The following is an 18,226-nucleotide window of genomic DNA, read 5'->3' on the forward strand; positions in this document are numbered from 1 at the left end:
GACTAAAATTTATGTAAACGCTATAAATACGTATTAATCAGAACGATACTTTCAATATCACCAGCCTTTTATCGCTGTTCGGCGGCATGATGCGGGGAAAGGATAAAATTCCATACGGGTTTAAAAAAAATCCCGAAATTTTTTGAGGTAGATAAAAAACCGGCATGATTTTACAGACTGAAGCGTCGTATTAAAAAATAAACAACATACAATGGCGTGATGGCCAGTTGAAAAAAGATACTTAACTTAAGAATTATTATTTCATTACTAAAACACAGTATGACTATGAAAATGAAACACCTGACCTCACTCGCCCTTGCTGCAGGACTTATGTTTATGATTTCCTGTAAATCAAAACCTAAAGATGCGGACATCAAAGCTGCGGTAGTAGCGGCTTTACAGTCGAGTCCCGGCGTTAGCGCTGATGTAAAAGATGGTGTAGTTACGCTTACGGGAACCGTTGCCAATGAAGCGGACAAAGATGCGGCAGAAAATACCGCCAAAGTAACAGCTGGGGTAAAAAGCGTAGTAGACAACATTACAGTAACGCCTCCACCACCTCCTACTCCGGCAGCACCTGTTGCCACTGCTGATGATGCGCTGAAGACTTCAGTAGCAGATATCGTAAAAGATTTCCCTGGTATTACTGCAGATGTAAAAGACGGTGTTATTACCATTACCGGAGAAGCAAAAGCAGATCGCTGGAAAAAACTGAAAATGGCATTAGATGCGCTGAAGCCTAAGAAAGTTGATGCTTCCGGTTTGAAAGTAAAATAATTTCCACCCCTAAATTTATTAATCATGGCATTACAGGATAAATACAAAGAGCTGATTGATGCAGCTAAATCCTCCGGTACTACCAATCTACAGGTAGCTGAACAGGATGGCGTATTACATATTGATGGCGAAGCACCCAGCGGCGCTGTAAAAGACCAGCTGTGGGACATCTACGGCAAGATCGATCCAAATTTCCTGGCCGGCGACGTAGTTATGAACATCAATGTAGCAACAGCAGTAGCGGGCGCTAAACTGACGGTAACTACCGACTCTACCAACCTTAATATCCGTAAGGGTCCAGGCACTGATCAGCCGATTGTAGGTAAAGCTGCACACAATGAAGTGGTTTCACTGATCAGCAAACAAAGTGATCAGTGGTGGTTAATCCGTACTGATGGCGGAGCAGAAGGGTATGCCTATGCGCAATACCTGACGCCTGTTGAGTAAGCACGAGTAAAGAGATCATAAAAAAAGAGGTTGTACGGGGTACAACCTCTTTTTTATGGGATGATGACCTAACGGGCAGGAATACACGAATCCATCATGGTTGTACATATTTCAGTCCCGCGGGTATCATGGTTTTGCTTTTGTTATAAATATCTACGAACAGGGTAATCGTATCTTTTGAAGTGGCGGTTACGAAAACATATTTATCCAGTATGCCGGGTTTGGCTACGCCAAACCGCTCGCTGAGAGCGGTGGCGGAACGTCCGGGAGCCGGTACCGAGGAGCGTTTTATCAGCACCAGCGCCTGGTTATCTGCGGTCACTAGTCCGGCCAGGTAATCCATTGTATGGAGGATGCTTTTCTCCACATTACCTTTCTTAAGTTTTACAGGATTGGCCGCAGTATAACCATAAGAACTGTCATTGGCAGCAGGCAGCGAAGCAATCTCCTTCTGCGCAGCAGCATTACCCATCCGGGTAGTCAATAACAATACACATGAAATTTTCCTAAAGTGGCGTATCATATATTTGAGGGTTTATCAGGATTTCTACTAGCTAAACATCACAGGATCATAATGGAATTTCAGGGATCAACTTATTAAAGATAGCATAAAAAATAACACTGCCAGCGCTGGATAACATTTGCCGTTGATCATTATTTTTTGAAACCCACGTAATATGTATTACACACTACCATTAAATGCATATATCTTTGTATAACATCAAACATCCATTTACATGGCATCTACAGCTAAAAATTCATATTATGCTCAAACACATTAAATTATTTACGATTATAACAGGTACACTATTCCTGCAAGCGACAGGCGCCCGGGGACAGGCAACAACGGCGCTTTATAGGACTTTGAAAGCGAAGGACAGCCTGTTGTTTGATATTGCCTTCCACAGTTGTGATGTGCAACGGCTACACGAAGTCTTCGCCCCGGACTTTGTATTCTACCATGACAATGGGTCTGATGGCCCTACCGGAACACAGTCGCTGGCTAGTTTTATTGAAAACATCCAGCACCGCTGTACGAGTCATACGCCAGAGATGCGGCGTGAAATTGCTGGTAACAGCCTGCAGGTGATCCCGGTCAACCATCAGGAGGCAATACAAACCGGAATACAACGGCTATACGTACTAATGGAACAGGGAGGAGAACGGCTGGTGGAGGAATCTAAATTTACACGCAATTGGAAAAGAGAGGGCAACGACTGGAAGATGGTAAGTGAGCTGGACTATGCGGTAAAAACCAGTTTTCCTGATGCCGGCCAGCCCCGTTATGCTCCTAATCCCTATGTACCCTCTGCTGAACCATTATATGACGTGATTGCGCGGCAAGACAGCCTGTTCTTCCATGCTTACAACAACTGTGATATGGAAACGATGACCAATACATTTAGCGACAGTCTGGAATTTTATCATGACCAAACAGGCTTGAGTGCTTCCAAAAAAGATGTACTGGAGTCTACCCATAAAAATATCTGTGGTAAGGTAAGCCGGGAACTGGTGCCTGGCAGCCTGGAAGTATACCCGATTCACGGGTATGGCGCGGTGGAGATAGCCTACCACCGGTTTCATAACAATCAGCAGCCAGTGGGTACGCCTTCAAAAGCCAGTAAGTTTATTGTGCTCTGGAAAAATACGGATGGTCATTGGCAGATCTCCCGGGTTATCAGTTTGCACTAATACCTGTTTCCGGCGCCGGCAATGCCGGCGCCGGGGAATGATTAGTCTTTCGTTTTTGCCCGGATCACGGACAACGAATAAGGAGGCAATGTATAGTTCAGGGTTTCGCCAGGTTTAAAGTCTGCCGTCTTGATCACCGGTTGTGTAGACGTTTTGCTTTCGCCGCTGAGAATAGTGATGACAGCCATTCCTGAACGTGCTCCCAGTGGAGGCAGCGAGGCGGTAGCGGTAACCGGCGTATCGCCGGCATTTACCAGTTTAATAATCACATCGCCGGTTTTGGTATCTTTTACGCAGGAAGCGCCGGCAGTACGGCTGTCGGCTGGTGAAAACGATACCACGTTATCATAGTACATGTCGCCGTTGTTGCGGGAAAATAATTGCTGCACATAATAATTGGGCGTCAACGACACGCTGTTGCCGGTGAAATAAATCAGGTTGGGATTCCAGGAGGTATGGGCCGTTCTGGCCAGCAGCGGCGCATAAGACGCCATGCTTACCACATCGCCGTTGCGTTCCAGTCCTGTCATATACAAGGCTTCCGACATAGCATTGAACAATGTATTTCCTTTAGAGGCATACTCGCCTATATATACTTTGGAGCCGTTGCGGTTGTATTGATCATAGCGGTGGGTATGTGCCAGGAACCATTCTGGGTTCTCATAGTAATGTTCGTCCATCATCTGCCAGCCATATTTATTGGCAAATGCCCAACCTTCCTGAAAGTCTTCCCCATCGAAACCCGGTCCGGAAGTGCCGATCAGCGTGATATTCGGATATTTCTTCTTCACCGCCTCATAGATCATTTTAAAACGTTCCCGGAATTCCGGGGTTTGTTTGTCTTCATTACCAATGGCCAGGTATTCGAGGTGGAAAGGCGCCGGATGGCCGGCAGCTGCTCTTTTAGCGCCCCATTTAGAAGTGGCCGGGCCGTTGGCATATTCTACCAGGTCCAACACCTCTTGTATATAAGCTGGCATATCTGCCAGGGGTAGGGCTTTCTGCCCGGTGCCGCCAATGACCCAGGTACCGCCTGAATTCTGGCAGCTCACCGCCGCAGGTACTACCGGCAAGGGTTTGGCGCCAATGTCTTCGCAAAACTGGAAGTACTCAAAATAGCCCAGGCCGGTGGACTGGTGGTAAGACCAGATATTTCTTTGCTCCTTCCGCTCTTCTACCGGGCCAATAGTGTTCTTCCAGCGATACATGTTGTTGAGTCCATCACCGTGTACCAGGCAGCCGCCGGGGAAGCGCATAAATTTCGGTTGCAGCTCAGCAACAGCCTGGGCCAGATCGGAGCGCAGGCCATTTGTTCTTCCATGGAAAGTATTATGTGGAAATAGAGATACCATGTCGATGGCCAGTATCCCTTTGGTTTTGGCCACAATGGCCAGCCTGGCGCTATCGTCGCTCTTGCCGGGCGTGAGTGCCAGGGAATATTTTTTCCAGCTTTTGGCAGCTGCTGTAAAAGTGGTTTCGGCGTAAATCTCTCCTTTCTTACTTCTCAATTGTACCGTCACCGGGATGGGTTGCGCCGACAACAAGCGGGTAAATACCGAAAAGTCGTACTGCTCCCCTGCCCTGAGCACGATGCCGTCAAAGCCTTCATTTACCAATCCTACGCCCTCCTGCCCTGCATCATCTATGTTGAGCACCACATAATGCGGGTTATTGGGATGCACCGGCGCTTTCGTTTCTACCGACAGGGAGCCGTATCCATAGCCTTTGGTGAGGTACTCCCATGCGGTGAGGGAATGCCAGTTTCTGCGATCCGCCGGCGTATATTCGAACGACCTGTTCTGGATCAGTTCTGCGTAAAGTCCTCCATCCGCTGCATAGCTGATGTCTTCGAAGAAGATACCAAATAAATTGGGAGAAATAGTTTTCGCAGGAATGCCATTTACCGGTTGACCGGCTGTTTGCTGTTGTGCATAAGTAATGTTGGCAGACAGGCTGCAGAGTGCTGTTGCCAAGCACGCTACCATACCGGGGAGCGGTTTTCTGGCAGCACACCATTTGTTTGTGTTTTTCATAACCGTGAATGCTTTTCCCGGCAGTGTTGTGCATCCTGCCGGCTGTTTTCAACGGAAAAATAATAAATTATTTTATTAATCGTCAATTTGACAATTATTTTTTAAAAAGCAAAAAGCTATTGTGGAGAATGACTACCGCGAACATTAAATATTCGCCAAAGTCTTCTTCACAATACCTTTTCGCATTAAGCCTTCTGCTTAGTCTTTTAGCTTATCAAATTCGTCCCGGGTAATGGCTACCACCGTTCCATGGCGGAGCCCTTTAGGCATGGTCAGTTTATCGGAGATGTCGGACCAGGTTTTCCCGTTGTCTTCTGATCTTACGGCGCCGTAGCTGCCCTGGGTATATTTATCAAAATAAACGATCCACTCCTTGCCTCTTTTCAATACCGTAGGACCTTCCGCCCAGTATTGCCCAGTGATGGGCGCCGACGGCTTTCCGTATCCCTTCGTCAATTTATTGCTGACTGCAATGCGGATATTTTTTTGCGGCGGCTTCCGGGTTTCATCTTTCAGGAACATCACGTAGCGGTTATTGTCGGGGATGATGGTAGCATCTATTACATTGAATCCCTGGTCGTACAGCACCCGCGCAGGTGTGAACTGTTTAAAGTTCTTAGTGGTGACGTAATACAGGCGGTGGTTGTATTTATCATCGCCACTGGTATCGCCGGCAGGGAAACGCCCGGGAATGGTGGTAGCCCAGTAAATCATGTAGGCATTGTTGCGCGCGTCGTAGGTGATTTCCGGCGCCCAGCAGTTGAGTGCGCCGGGCTCGTGCTCCATAACGGGAATGTCTTGCTGGGACGACCAGTGCAACAGGTCAGGGGACGAGGCATAGCCAACCCCTTTTTCATTCCAGCTAACGGTCCACACCATGTGAAACAATCCATCTGCGCCGCGGATCACGCAAGGATCCCGCATGAGTTTATCTTTTCCAGCGGTGGGCTGCAGGTAAGAACGGCCATTGCCCAGTTCCTTCCAGGTATAACCATCCTCGCTGTAGGCGAGGTGCAGACCATCTTGTCCGTTATCTTTAAAATAAGAGAAAATGTATATTGAATCCTGCGCTGTTGCCGCCTTTATCACGCCTATCAGCAAGATAACCATCCAGATTTTCTTCATAAATACTATTACTGTTTTTGTTTGAGCCATACAATATACCGGTTTTCCCGTTTAGGGAAGAACCGGTTTTCATAGGTTTCCGTTTATACGTATGCGATGTCTAAAGGTGCGATCACGCGGAATTTTAGCAATACTATAGCGGCGTCTAATTAATTGTCAACTAAACATTTAATTGCAAGATACAAATATCTCTTTATAAATAATAAAATAACCGGCGGCAGGTAATAACCGGTTTAGTACCTTGCCATTGAAAAAAAGAGAATGTTTTCTTGTTAACCGGAACACCAATGTCAGTATTTAAAGAACAGATCAGCCGGATAATAGCCAAATTAGTCCTGGCACGTGACGCAGACAGCGAACATAAAACGTTTGGTGCGAGCGACCATCAATATATTTTGTATACACCGCTCCAACCTGAGCAGGTAGCAGCGTTTGAACTTACCCGGGGAATTGAGTTACCAGCCTGTTATAAAGCCTTCCTTACCACTATAGGTAATGGGGGGCCCTCCTACATGGATTCCGCCGCCGGGCCATTTTATGGTATTTATCCTATGGGAGAAAATACAGACGAGTTTGCCGGAGCGCCTTCGGATTACCTTCAGCAACCGGTAAACATCTACCCGGGCATGACAGCCGCTCATTGGGAATCGCTAAAGCATGACCTGCTGGCCGACGATCTGTCAGACGACGTATATACAGCCACGTTAGGCCGGGTATTTGCCGGCATACTGCCTATTGGCTCGCAGGGATGCAGCTACTATCACGGATTACTGCTGAATGGCCCGTACGCTGGCCGCGTGGTAAATATTGACCTGGACCTGGCGCAACCGGTGTTTTCCTTTGCTGATAATTTCCTCGACTGGTATGAAGGCTGGCTGGACGAAGTTATTTCCGGGGACCTTATTGCCGATACAGCTCCCTGGTATGGCTACCGCCGGAACGGAAGTATGGCCGTTCTGCTGGAACAATATCAATCGTCCGCCGATCCGGCATTTAAAGCCGAGTGCCTGGATGGCATCGTCGCAAAAACAGTATTGGGTGCCGTAACAACAGACCAATTGGAAACGGCCCTGCAACATGCAGATGAGGCAGCTCATCTGCAATGGCTGCAAATATTAACCAAGTTTGATTATAAGCGGGCAAAGCCTTACCTGCTGACCGCCTGGGAAGACCACTTCCCCGACATCATTAAATTTATTTACTGGTATGCAAAGGACCGTTGTGCAGAATGGTGTGCGTTGGTGACCACCCAATTACCGATGGTGCAGGACGGCGAAACATTCCGGTTCTGTACTTATCTCCTCACCGAAAGCCAATACCCGTTTGGGCCAGTAATAGCGCCCTTTGTACATCATACGCTGGCCGATATACGTGTTACAGCGTTATATACCCTGGGTAAACTGGAAGATAAAGACGCTTATCTCTCCGCTTTTATCAGCGGGTTGAACGACGAATCGGAAGATGTCATCCGTACGGCCCTGCAGGCGCTATCGGGAGTAAAAGATCCTCAGCTGTTGCCCATATACAAGCACCTTGCCTCCAGATCGCACGGTGCCGACTCCTACATCTTATCTAACTTAAAACAACGATTGGAAGAGTACCGGCTTACACTACAACAGTTGCAACAAATGCCATAGCAGCTATTACCGGGCTTCGTTCAGCGCAGTAAAAATCATATCTGTGAGATCAAAGCGGGGAAAATCACCCGTGTTATTCAGCAGGATCACTACGCCTGCTTTTCCCGCCTGCCGGGCGAACATGGTATAGAAACCCATATCCGTCCCGGGATGGTAGATAACGCGATGGGATTCCGTGGATACGTCAAACTGTCCGAAGTCTATCATCCAGCCATAGCCGTACCCTGCATCCCAATCGGAGTATACGGCATGCTGTTGCCACATTTCCTCCAGCCGGCGTTGCGGTAGCAACGTATGCGTGGTGAGGGCATCATTCCAGCGAAGGAGATCTGTTCCGGTGGAAACGATACCTGCGGCGCCCAATGTATTGCCGGTATAATAGGCTGGTTCCGGGGCGTTATCGAGATACCCTGTGGCCAGCTGCCCGGCAGCCGTAGTATCCGTATTTCCGGCATAAGTGTGCCGCATGCCTGCTGGCATAAAAATCCGTTCTTTCAGCACGCGGGGAAATGGTTGATGACAGATCACCTCTATTACACGAGCCAGCACCACGTAACCACTGTTACTATATTGAAAACGGGTACCTGGGGTAAAATCCAGGGAGTCGCTGCAAAACTGCGTCACCAGTTCATCGAGGGAAAACCGCTGACGCAGTATGTTTGAAAGATACTCGCTGTTGTTGGTATAATTGGGGATCCCTGACTGATGCGTGAGTAGCTGCTCAATCGTTACCTCCCCATGCACATAGCCCGGTAAGATCTTTTTTACTTCATCGTTTAAGTGCAGCTTCCCTTCTTCCACCAGTTGCAGGATCACGATGGCGGTGAACGATTTAGACAGGGAACCGATGCGATATTGCGTGAGGCTATCTGCGAGCCGCTGCTGTTCTTTATCGGCGTAGCCGTAATGTTTAACGTAGCTATTTCCCTGGTTATCCCTGATCAGCGCAGTGCCGTTGAATTGCCGATGTTGGTGATAAAAGCTCAACAGGGAGTCGATTCGCTCCATGGGCATCCACTTCATTTTCCGCGTACGTGTTTGCCATTGTTTTTTCAGGTTAGCGGCTTCATTTCTTGCGCGCAGTGTAGAGAAGGCGGCTTCTGCATCGAAGTCGGCCAGCTGGATGGTGTTATTACGCCAGAACACTGTATCAGGCGGTAAGCTATGAAATTCAATCAGCTTGTCGTTTTTGATTTTCTGACCTGTAATTCCCTGCCCTGTGGCGGTGGTATCTACATTGGTAATGATATAATCTACTTTAGTATGACTGATAAAATTATAACCACGGTTTTTACTATGGATATTTATATCGGAGTAATTTACTGCGTTTGATAATACCCACCGGTCTCCTACTTTATTGTACTCCACTGCTGTGGTTTCTTTCAGCCGTTTGATGTCCATGCCCAGCATTTTTAGCAGGGAGCGGGTTACCATATCTCCATAGCGCGCATATGGCAAACCTTTGGGGCTCAGGGCATACTCAACTTTGAGAAACGCCAGCGAGGCTTGGTCTATATAAAACCTTCCTTTGTATAAAGATTCTTTTAGCTCCTCCCGTTGATCAAAAGTTATTTCATAGGCCGGCTGTCCTTTGTAATTAACAATACCTGTTAATGCAAACACATACTTACGCCAGGCTGCCGCGCCCAGTATCCCATCGCCTGTCATGCTGTTGACTACATCAAATTCGAACAGGTTGTTGGGTTTAAGTCCCCATTCCACGCCATGGGAGGCCGCTTCATCTTTCACTGCCCTCATGCCTTCGAGGTATAACTGGTTGGAAGCGGCGCTACCATACCCTTGGCTATAAATATTGAAAACGGCTTCTGATAATTCCAGGTATTCCTGGTCCTTTTGGGTAACGGCCCTGTAAAAACCTTTTAACAGGCAGGGGTTGGTGAGATAGTTCCCTGGTATTTTTTTCACTGCCTGCTGCAATAATTTCAACGGATCTTTGATACCTACTGCCACTTCTTTCAACTGGATCCCGGTGGGTTCCAGCCCGATTGTTGCGCCGCTGGTCATTTGCGCGACTGGCAGGTATTGTACCGCGTAGCCCAGGCAGGAAATGCGCAGGGTATCTTTTTGAAAAGCGGCGGGTACCTGCAGGCGAAATTCACCGGCTTCATTGCTGACAGTCCCTATACCGGTTTTGTGCACGGTAATATTGGCGGCGGGCAATGGCTTGCTGCTGGCCGCATCTATTACTTTGCCGCTAATGCTGTGTGGGAGCTGCTGCGCCCATGCCGGCCTCACTATAATTCCGAGGCATAAGAAAAGAACCTCATAGATTTTCATCTGCATAAGCCATAAAAGGAGCCGTTAAATTATGCTATTCACTGGGGAGACATTGAGCTAATGGTGTTAAAAAAAACCAAATTATGGCGATGGCAAGACAAGAATATGCGATCATAAAAAGCCCGTAGCGCAGGCGCTACAGGCTTTTTCTATTTTAATTGGCTGGCATAGTTATCTGGTAATTTGTTCCTGCAACCATTGTTTCAGAGCCGCCCAGGCTTCGGGATCAAAGTCGCCTGGCAGTTGCGGCAGCTCTTCGTTGGTGCAGGTATGGCACCGCAGCATCAGGTGGTTCAGTCCAGGCAATACTTTCACGGCAAAGACTTTGTTTCCGGCTGCACACAGTGTAGTTTCCACCACATCCAGGTTTTCCCTGTAAGGCACCATGATATCGCGGTCGCCATTCATGGCCAGGAGAGGTACCCGGATGCGCTGCAGGTAGGGCACCGGGTCGTAGCGCAGGTGGAACTGGTACCAGGCGCCGGTAGCCTGCCGTATGTATGAGTCGATAAAAAACCGCATATGATCGTGCTTACCAGGCATATCCTTTGCAAAGGCGCTGTCGTCTGCCTGTTTCCAGGCATTATAAGTACTACGCAGCTTTGCCTCCATGATATTCGTATAGGCGTACTGGTAGGCCGTATCAAACATCAGTGTAGTAATGGTTTGGTGGCGATGTTTATCGTAGTCGGAAATGGGTGCGGCATTGATGATGGCCTGGTTTTGAAGCTTTAGGGCGTCGATGCCGCGGGTGGCCAGTCCCGCCAGGGTGACTACAAAATCTACTTTCCCGGTGGCTGCTGCGATAATGGCGGCGGCGCCTCCTTCACTATGCCCGATTAATCCTGCACTGATTACTCCTGGCTGTTTACGCAGCCATGCAACTGCGTCCAGGGCATCTGCCGCAAAATCGGCTGTAGTAGCCGTTTCATACACGCCGGTGGTAGTACCCACTCCCCTGTCATCCGTACGCAGTACGGCGAAGCCCATACGGGTCAATGAATCTGCCAGCGCGCGGAACATGGCATGCCCCGCCATCAGGCCATCCCGGTTTTGTTTGCCGGTACCAGATACCAGCACTACTGCCGGAAAACTCTTTCGTTGGGTAGGTACCGTTAGGGTACCGCCAAAGCGGATCGACTGATCGCGGTTGAAGAACGACACCGAATCGCTGCGGCAGGCGCTTTGCTGCGCGTTGACGTTCAGCGCCAAGGCGCAACAAAGTAGCCACCCTATCCATTTCTTTCCTTTCCTCATCCTTCTTTCTTCAGTAATTCAATGATATAGCTGATTTCATCCGCCAGGGCGCTGGGGCTGCCCATATAACCGTTGGAAGTCCAGCGGATCACTCCGTGTTTATCGATAATCATTTTGGCCGGGATACCGCTGAAATGCAAGGCACTGGCATAGGCTGCATAGGCAGCATCCAGGTGCCCGGTTGTTTTGTTCTTACCATCCAACAGTACCTCTAACCGGTAGTTTTTAGCGGCCAGGAACTGCTTTATCTGTGCTTTGTAATCCGGTTTTGTTTCCATGGTAGCGATGAAATAGAATTTCACCTTATCGTCGGCCTTGTATTTGTCTGCCGCCATCTGCATACCCGGTAAGGCTTCTTTGCAGGGACTACACCAGGTAGCCCAGAAATCGAGCACCACGATGCTTCCTTTTTGTTTAGATAATTCCGCTGTTCCTCCGTTCAGCCGTTCCAGTTTGAAAGCAGGCGCAGGTTCACGAATCAGCGCGGCCCGCAGGTGTTCCTGCTGCGCCGACAACACGTCGGTACTTTTCATGCTGTCGAAATACTGTGTGAAGCCGGCTGCTGAGCCATGTTGCTTTATGTAGGCTTGCTTTACGAGCGCTATTACTTCTGGCGTGGCGGTATTGTTGCGCACAGCATTTTCTGCCACTGCCAATGCCGCAGCGGGGTGGTTATTGTTATTGAGCAACGTGGCATAGAGCCCCTGAAAATCGGCCCGGCTGGTACCTTTCCTGTCTTTCACTTTCTCCATCCACTGAAGTGCGGTTTTATCGTTGCCCAGGGTATGCAGTAAGGCGGCGTGTCCTTTGAAGGATGGCACCGCCATGTCCAATACCTGTTCTTTCCATTGATCGGGCGAGTAATAGCGGCTTTCTGCGTCATCATGACGATCGGCGTAGGCAGCAATACGTTCTACCAGTTTGGTGGAATACGGCAGGGCTGCGGCGGGCTGTTGTTCACCGTGCTCAAGCGCGTTTACAATCAGCTGCCGGTGAAATTCGGTCAATGATACCAGGGAGGCCTGATCCAGGAAGGGATCGATGGCAGACAGCTTTTTTTCTTTCAGGAAAACGGTGTATACCATTCCGCGGAAAGTCTTTTCCAGGTATAGTTGTGATGTTTCTGTGGTTACATTTTTAAACTTCTCCGGCGGAAACTTTTTCACGAACTCATTCCACAGCGTTACGCGTTCATCCGGTTTGGCCGTGAACATACGGCGTATGGACTGGTCGCGGGCGGTGATGCCATCCGGAAAGCGTGATATGATTACCTTATTCATACTGTCGGCCAGAGCGGGTTTGGCTAACAGGTAGCGATAGGCTTTGCTGACGTCCATCAGTTCTTTTTCCGAAGGGTCCGGGAGACTGCTGATGAAGGCTATTTCCCGGGGGATGATCGTATCGGCACGTTTGGGATCTTCATGTTGTAAGATGGTCATAGCATTATAGAAAATACGCCGGCGGCTTTCGGGATGGTACTTTAGTTCTGTATTCATCCAGAACAACCCGATGTCATCGGTGATACGGGCGGTGTCGTCCACGATAGGAGGAACCACGTCTTTTAACGCATTGGTACGCAGGAATGCCCAGGCCGCATAGTTGGTGGCAATTTCCCGGCCGGCGGTATCGTGAGTCATCATAGTATAGGTCATCTTTCCCCCTCTATCTACTTTCCCATTGGCGCTGAAAGTGGCTACGATGATAGCAGCGTTCACCGGCAGGCGAAAGCTTCCTACCCAACCGGTATCCACCATTTTCATGGGAAGATCGTATGCCTCCCAATCATTATTGCGATAGGCCCATACTACTCCTTTCACTGGCGCCAGTCCTTTAAGGGACGTGGTAGCCGGGTTGTACGCGATGGTAGTCATTTGGCCGGAGACAGGATTGCCAGGTATTACATGAAATGGCTGTTGTGCATTGACGGCTCCTGCAAGGAGTCCCAATGCAGCAATCGATATGCTTATTTTCTTCATCTTCATTTTTTAAAAGCAGGTTTCCGTTTAAGGTCTTTTATCTTGGATTTTGTTGTAATGCAGGATTCAACTGGATGTTATACGCCGGGATGGGAAAGAGATACCGGTTACTTCCTGGCAATAACGTAAATGTTTTCCCTGTTGCGATGTTGGTACGGGTAATACTTTTGGCGAAGCGGTCATCAGTAAAGAGTCTCTTTTGATCAAACCACCGGATACAGCGGCAGCATAATTCTCTTCTTCTCTCTTCCAATACTTTTACCAAAGCATCGGAAGCACTTGTTGCCGTTAACGGCGTATAGGCAGTCGCCGCAAAGCGTTTGGCCCGCAGTGTATTCAGCATATCCATAGCGGCGTTGGCTTGTCCGGCCCTGGCCAGCGATTCTGCTTTTACCAGCATCACCTCCGGTACGGCTAACCCAATATTACGGTTGTTGCCGCTCACAATTTCCTTCGCATAAACGCGATAGTTCACACCGCTGAGCGACAGCGTTTTCGTGAGGTAGCTGTAGCGGTAATCATCCGGCTGATACAGCGCCAGCAGGTCGTTGCTCAATACCTGGTAAGCATAGTAGGCATGAGAGTTCCGGGACGTTTTGGATAAGATAATTTCCGGATCGTCGATGCGCTGCGGATAATTGGTCACCACAGGCAGGTCCAGCAATCCGTTTTGTATCTGTAAGGTATTATCCGCATAGCTGCCGGCATTCACATAATCGCCCATCTGCAGGCATACCCTTGCCAGCAATGCATATGCGGCGGCTTTGGAAGGATAAATATTATACGTGTTGTGTAGCGGCAGGTCATCGACAGCTGTACGGAGGTCGTCCAGGATGCTATTGTACACTTCCTGCACAGTGGCCCTTTTGGCCGTTACTGCCACATCAGCCTTCAACAACAATGGTACCCCCGGATCTGTAGCACTGGTGGTTCTATCGTATTGTCTGGCGTACATGTTTACCAAAGTGAAGTAGTTATAGGCCCGGTGTACTTTCGCTTCTGCCAGCACCTGTTTTTTCAGGGCCAGGGTACCTCCAGTACTGTTCATGACCTGGTCTGTTACCAGGTTGCAGGTATAGATGGCGGCATACAGGTTCTTCCAGTCGGGATCAGCGGTGACAGCGTCATAAAAGTCGGCGCTCCACATATATTGCCGCATGTTGTCGGTACCAGTGTTCTGTTGAATACCTGCGTCGGACAGTGTAATATCATCTGAAGTAATGTCGGGAGCGTCCACGCCGTTTTCGAGCACCTGGTTATTATTCATCAGGTAGCGAAAGCTGTTGTAGTCTGTTGGCGTAATGGCACCGGCAGTTTTTATATCAGTATACTTGCCACAAGCCGGGAGCAGTAAGGCCGACAAGGCTATAGCGAGAATGAGATGATTCTTTTTCATGTTGTTTTCTTTATCGTCGGATCAGAAGCCAATGTTGAGAGAAAAGTTATAAGACGCAGAAGGCGGCAGTCGCAGGTTGGCGATAGACGGTGGAAAATCAGGGTCTATACCATCTCCGTTTTTTGTCCACAGCAACGCCAGGTTGCGGGCTGCGCCGGTCAGTGAAATATTCTTCACCGGAAGACGTTGGTACCACGTTACCGGTACTTCATAGGTGAGCGAAACTTCCCGCAGGCGGATATGATCTCCTGGCAAGACATTGATATCGGAGTTAACATAACGTATCAATCCTGCTCCGCTGTTGCCTGAAAGTCCGGGTACATTGGTGAATGCTTCGTCGCCAGGTTTGCGCCAGCGCTGGTCTATCAGTTTATTCATCTCATAATTAGACAGCCCATACCTGCCGGGATAATTGGAAGGAACTGAGCGTTGGAATACGTAGCCCAGTTTATAGGTGAGCATCACAAACAGCGACAATCCTTTATAGCGGAGTGTTTGACTCAGGCTGCCGAAGTAAGGAGGATTCACATGGCCTGCATTTTTCAGGTCATTGATATTTCTTACCTGCTGGTAGATATTCAGGGTATCCCCCTTACCTCTTTTGATGAGTGGGCTGCCGTTTTTATCAAGTCCTGCATAACGGAACACCATCAGGTAGTCGGTGGAATATCCTTCCAGAGGCCCTCCTATGCCCGCGCTCTGCAGCAGGTAGTTGGTAATGTTGTAGCGGGCATCCGTTACCTTGTTGGTATTATAAGAGAATACAAAATTGGCGGACCATTCGATATCTTTTTTCCTGATCATCTTTCCGCCAATCGCTATATCTATCCCTTTACCGTCGAGCGTGGCGGTATTCCGGGTCAGGTTATCAAATCCGAGTGTATTATCGATCGGGAACGTAGCGAAGAGGTCTTTGCCTTTCTTATAGTAGACTTCGATGCTACCATTGAGCCGATAGTCGAACAGGCTATAGTCGATGCCCAGGTTATAAATACCGGTTTGCTCCCAGCGCAGGGCGGGATTGGCGGGCGAGAAGACATAGGCATAAGGATCATACGGCGCTTTATAATCTGTGGCAAGCGATAACTGATCATAAGGCAGGGCCGACATACTGATATTACCATTGATACCATAGGTAGCCCGCAAGGAAAGGCTGCTCAACCAGGATACAGGCTGCAGGAAGTTTTCTTTGCTGATGGCCCAGGAAGCACCCGCCGACCAGAAAGGTTTTGCGCGATATTTTCTATCTAAGCCGAAGTTGTTGTAGTCGTCGTAACGCGCGCTTCCCGATAAGGTATACTTACCGTTATAGGTATACGAAAAATTACCAAAGTAAGAAAGGTAACGCTTACGCCTGTTGGAGTAGCTGTTATTATAGGATAAATTGCTGTAATAACCATCCACAGATAAATAAGGCGTAACATAATCTACCGGCTTGCTGTATTGATTTTGCTCATTATATCCGTACAGTGTGTTAATCCCGGTAATATCGATAGTTTGTCTGACCTCACTACCGGCGAGGGCATTTACCTGGTGTTTGCCTGCAAAGTTTTGATCAAAATTAAGCTGGCCGCGAAGACTATAATTATTCTTTGCAAATTCGTTTTGGTTCATAATAGCTCCTAACGGTATCCCATATACGAGTTTACCATTAGAAATGGAAGTGGCCGTATTGATGAGATTGCGGGTATAGTAGCTGCTATCGCTGTTAAAAACGCCGACTTTACTACTGGCCCTCTCCACCATGTACTGTGCACTGAATGAAAGACCTTTATAGATGGGCACATTTAATCCCAGGTTGGCGGCATAGTTGCTTTCATTGGTGGTATTATCATTCATCTCCATTTCGTTGATGTAATTGATGCGCCATGGAAGATATCCCTGTGCTTCCAGGCTGCTGAGCCGCCTGGCATAATAAGCCCGGGAGAAGTCGACGCCATGCCCATTGGCATCCGCAATCTGATCATAGGGCATGAGTGGCGAATAAGAGCGGGCATATACGCCGATGCCGGTGTTACCGGTTTTATAGTGGAACCAGCTGCCGCGGAGATTGGCTGACAAGGTGATATTCTTGTATACTTTGAACTCCTGGTTAACGCTCAGCGTCATTCTTTCACCGGAGGTCAGTTTGGTACTGGTATTTTCCTTGTCATAGGCGCCGGAAACGAAGTAGGTGTACCTATCGCCCCCGCCGCTGATATTGAGGTCATAGTGTTGGGTAGATGCTGGTTGCAGCAGGTATTTGCTTACCTGGCTACGGGAATCGCGCCCCTTCAACACGGCGAAGGCCGAATCTTCCTGGGCCTGGGTCACCTCTCCTCTTTTGAGGCGGAACATCCAGTCTACCGCCTCACTAATAGGACGCTGGCTACTGGCGGGCAGACTGGAGGGATCCGTGATGAATCTTTTATTGACCAGCTCCTGCTCATAGTCAATCATTTGAGCAGCATCCATAAATGGAAGGCTGTTGAGCCGGGGTTTGCCATTGAAGCCTGCGCCGGCGGTAAAGGAAATCCGGGGAGCGCTTCCTGATTTTCCTTTTTTTGTGGTGATGACGATCACGCCAGCAGAGGCGCGGGCGCCCCATATGGAGGCCGCAGCCGCATCTTTCAGGAAGGTCACCTGTTCTACGTCGGCAGGATTGATGGTGCGCATGTCCATTTCGGAGGGGAAACCATCTATTACCAACAGGGGCTTCTTATTGGTATTATTATCAAGTGTGCTGGTACCCCTGATAGCAACACTGTAGCTACCGTTGCCCTGTACATCCCCGGTAAGGTTGGAGTATACGAAGCTGTTGTCTGATTCTGTGAGATTGAGTTGTACACCCGGCACTTGTCCTTCGAGCCGGGCAATCAGGTTAGGCACAGGAATCTTTTCCAGTTGTTTGGCGGTTACCACGCCAAAAGAGCCCGTAGCGCGTTCTTTTGGCAGTTTAGCATAACCGGTGGATACCACTTCCACCTGTTTCAGGTTGCCTACTCTCTCTTTCAATACTACTTTGTATTCGTTCTGCGCTCCTACGGCGATATTAACATGTTCATAGCCTACGCTGGAAAAAGAAATGAGGTTGGTACCGGCAGGCAATTTCAGGAAGAACTCCCCATTATCGTTGGTAGATATATTCCGGTTGCCGGCGATGATGGTGGCGGCGGGGATACCCACGCCATCGGCCGTGGTGACACGTCCGGAGATAGTCCGTTGTGTCGCCACGGCCGATGGTTCTTCCAGTTTCACCGGGGTATCGTTTTGCTTTCTGCGGATCAGTACATTTTGTCCGCGGATCACAAAGCCCAGTGTAGTACTGTCCAGCAGGCGGCGCAGGGCTTCCTTTAAGGGAAGGTTATTGCAATCCATGCTGATAGCGGGCAATCCTTCCAAGTCGCGGGCTTGGTAGCCAAAAATCATCCCTGTTTGTTGTTGCATCTGCCTGAAAATTTCTTTCAGTGATACCTGTCTGCTGTGAATAGTTACTTTGGCGTCTGCCTCCTGGGCATAGGCTTGTGAAACCTGCAGGCATAGCACTGCCAGCAGCACCATAACAAATTTTCTTGTCATCATGTACTTTAATTGGTTGATTTAAATGCG

Annotated in this window: 12 protein-coding genes; 4 read left to right on the forward strand and 8 right to left on the reverse strand. The window is 48.8% G+C overall.

Features of this window, described 5'->3' with window-relative positions; genetic code table 11:
- The first annotated feature begins 285 nt into the window (after window positions 1-285).
- A complete protein-coding gene (locus HGH90_RS28665) occupies window positions 286-777 on the forward strand; it encodes a BON domain-containing protein (protein ID WP_168765378.1) in 492 nt (163 codons plus the stop codon).
- Between the two features lie 24 nt (window positions 778-801).
- Window positions 802-1,224, forward strand: a complete 423-nt coding sequence (locus HGH90_RS28670) for an SH3 domain-containing protein (protein ID WP_145665712.1) — start codon at window positions 802-804, stop codon at window positions 1,222-1,224.
- Window positions 1,225-1,318: 94 nt separating this feature from the next.
- Here the strand turns inward: HGH90_RS28670 and HGH90_RS28675 are convergent, their stop codons facing one another.
- Window positions 1,319-1,747, reverse strand: coding sequence for a hypothetical protein (locus HGH90_RS28675; RefSeq protein WP_169192494.1), 429 nt, complete (start codon window positions 1,745-1,747; stop codon window positions 1,319-1,321).
- Between the two features lie 242 nt (window positions 1,748-1,989).
- Between HGH90_RS28675 and HGH90_RS28680 the strand changes: the two genes are divergently transcribed.
- Entirely contained in the window at window positions 1,990-2,916 is a 927-nt protein-coding gene (locus HGH90_RS28680; protein ID WP_169192495.1) for a nuclear transport factor 2 family protein, read from the forward strand.
- Window positions 2,917-2,957: 41 nt separating this feature from the next.
- Here HGH90_RS28680 and HGH90_RS28685 read toward each other — a convergent pair whose 3' ends face one another.
- Both HGH90_RS28685 and HGH90_RS28690 read right to left on the reverse strand, forming a co-directional pair.
- Complete coding sequence (locus HGH90_RS28685; protein WP_248277083.1) at window positions 2,958-4,949, reverse strand: alpha-L-arabinofuranosidase C-terminal domain-containing protein; 1,992 nt, start codon at window positions 4,947-4,949, stop codon at window positions 2,958-2,960.
- Between the two features lie 198 nt (window positions 4,950-5,147).
- Window positions 5,148-6,074, reverse strand: a complete 927-nt coding sequence (locus HGH90_RS28690) for a glycoside hydrolase family 43 protein (RefSeq protein WP_169192496.1) — start codon at window positions 6,072-6,074, stop codon at window positions 5,148-5,150.
- 287 nt (window positions 6,075-6,361) lie between these two features.
- Between HGH90_RS28690 and HGH90_RS28695 the strand changes: the two genes are divergently transcribed.
- On the forward strand, window positions 6,362-7,711 hold the full coding sequence (locus HGH90_RS28695; RefSeq protein WP_169192497.1) for an SMI1/KNR4 family protein: 1,350 nt from the start codon (window positions 6,362-6,364) through the stop codon (window positions 7,709-7,711).
- Between the two features lie 6 nt (window positions 7,712-7,717).
- On the opposite strand, the gene HGH90_RS28700 is transcribed toward HGH90_RS28695, so the two are convergent.
- The 5 genes from HGH90_RS28700 to HGH90_RS28720 form a co-directional block, all read right to left on the reverse strand.
- The gene (locus HGH90_RS28700) at window positions 7,718-10,009 is read right to left on the reverse strand and encodes a serine hydrolase (RefSeq protein ID WP_169192498.1); all 2,292 of its coding nucleotides are present in this window, start codon (window positions 10,007-10,009) and stop codon (window positions 7,718-7,720) included.
- Window positions 10,010-10,180: 171 nt separating this feature from the next.
- Window positions 10,181-11,266 (reverse strand): alpha/beta hydrolase family protein, encoded by a 1,086-nt coding sequence (locus tag HGH90_RS28705; protein WP_168765384.1) that lies wholly within the window; start codon window positions 11,264-11,266, stop codon window positions 10,181-10,183.
- The gene (locus HGH90_RS28710) at window positions 11,263-13,242 is read right to left on the reverse strand and encodes a TlpA family protein disulfide reductase (RefSeq protein ID WP_168765385.1); all 1,980 of its coding nucleotides are present in this window, start codon (window positions 13,240-13,242) and stop codon (window positions 11,263-11,265) included. The genes HGH90_RS28705 and HGH90_RS28710 overlap by 4 nt, the downstream gene beginning before the upstream one ends.
- A gap of 37 nt (window positions 13,243-13,279) precedes the next feature.
- Entirely contained in the window at window positions 13,280-14,638 is a 1,359-nt protein-coding gene (locus HGH90_RS28715) for a RagB/SusD family nutrient uptake outer membrane protein (protein ID WP_168765386.1), read from the reverse strand.
- A 21-nt stretch (window positions 14,639-14,659) separates the two neighbouring features.
- Window positions 14,660-18,199, reverse strand: a complete 3,540-nt coding sequence (locus HGH90_RS28720; protein ID WP_169192499.1) for a SusC/RagA family TonB-linked outer membrane protein — start codon at window positions 18,197-18,199, stop codon at window positions 14,660-14,662.
- Window positions 18,200-18,226: the final 27 nt, after the last annotated feature.

Source organism: Chitinophaga sp. Ak27 (assembly GCF_012726295.1).
Taxonomy (GTDB): Bacteria; Bacteroidota; Bacteroidia; order Chitinophagales; family Chitinophagaceae; genus Chitinophaga.

What these genes read in the sequence shown, in the direction of transcription:
- HGH90_RS28665 (WP_168765378.1), top strand. Translation starts at nt 286, where the DNA reads ATGAAAATGAAACACCTGACCTCACTCGCCCTTGCTGCAGGACTTATG.
- HGH90_RS28670 (WP_145665712.1), top strand. Translation starts at nt 802, where the DNA reads ATGGCATTACAGGATAAATACAAAGAGCTGATTGATGCAGCTAAATCC.
- HGH90_RS28675 (WP_169192494.1), bottom strand. Translation starts at nt 1,747, where the DNA reads ATGATACGCCACTTTAGGAAAATTTCATGTGTATTGTTATTGACTACC.
- HGH90_RS28680 (WP_169192495.1), top strand. Translation starts at nt 1,990, where the DNA reads ATGCTCAAACACATTAAATTATTTACGATTATAACAGGTACACTATTC.
- HGH90_RS28685 (WP_248277083.1), bottom strand. Translation starts at nt 4,949, where the DNA reads ATGAAAAACACAAACAAATGGTGTGCTGCCAGAAAACCGCTCCCCGGT.
- HGH90_RS28690 (WP_169192496.1), bottom strand. Translation starts at nt 6,074, where the DNA reads ATGAAGAAAATCTGGATGGTTATCTTGCTGATAGGCGTGATAAAGGCG.
- HGH90_RS28695 (WP_169192497.1), top strand. Translation starts at nt 6,362, where the DNA reads ATGTCAGTATTTAAAGAACAGATCAGCCGGATAATAGCCAAATTAGTC.
- HGH90_RS28700 (WP_169192498.1), bottom strand. Translation starts at nt 10,009, where the DNA reads ATGAAAATCTATGAGGTTCTTTTCTTATGCCTCGGAATTATAGTGAGG.
- HGH90_RS28705 (WP_168765384.1), bottom strand. Translation starts at nt 11,266, where the DNA reads ATGAGGAAAGGAAAGAAATGGATAGGGTGGCTACTTTGTTGCGCCTTG.
- HGH90_RS28710 (WP_168765385.1), bottom strand. Translation starts at nt 13,242, where the DNA reads ATGAAGAAAATAAGCATATCGATTGCTGCATTGGGACTCCTTGCAGGA.
- HGH90_RS28715 (WP_168765386.1), bottom strand. Translation starts at nt 14,638, where the DNA reads ATGAAAAAGAATCATCTCATTCTCGCTATAGCCTTGTCGGCCTTACTG.
- HGH90_RS28720 (WP_169192499.1), bottom strand. Translation starts at nt 18,199, where the DNA reads ATGATGACAAGAAAATTTGTTATGGTGCTGCTGGCAGTGCTATGCCTG.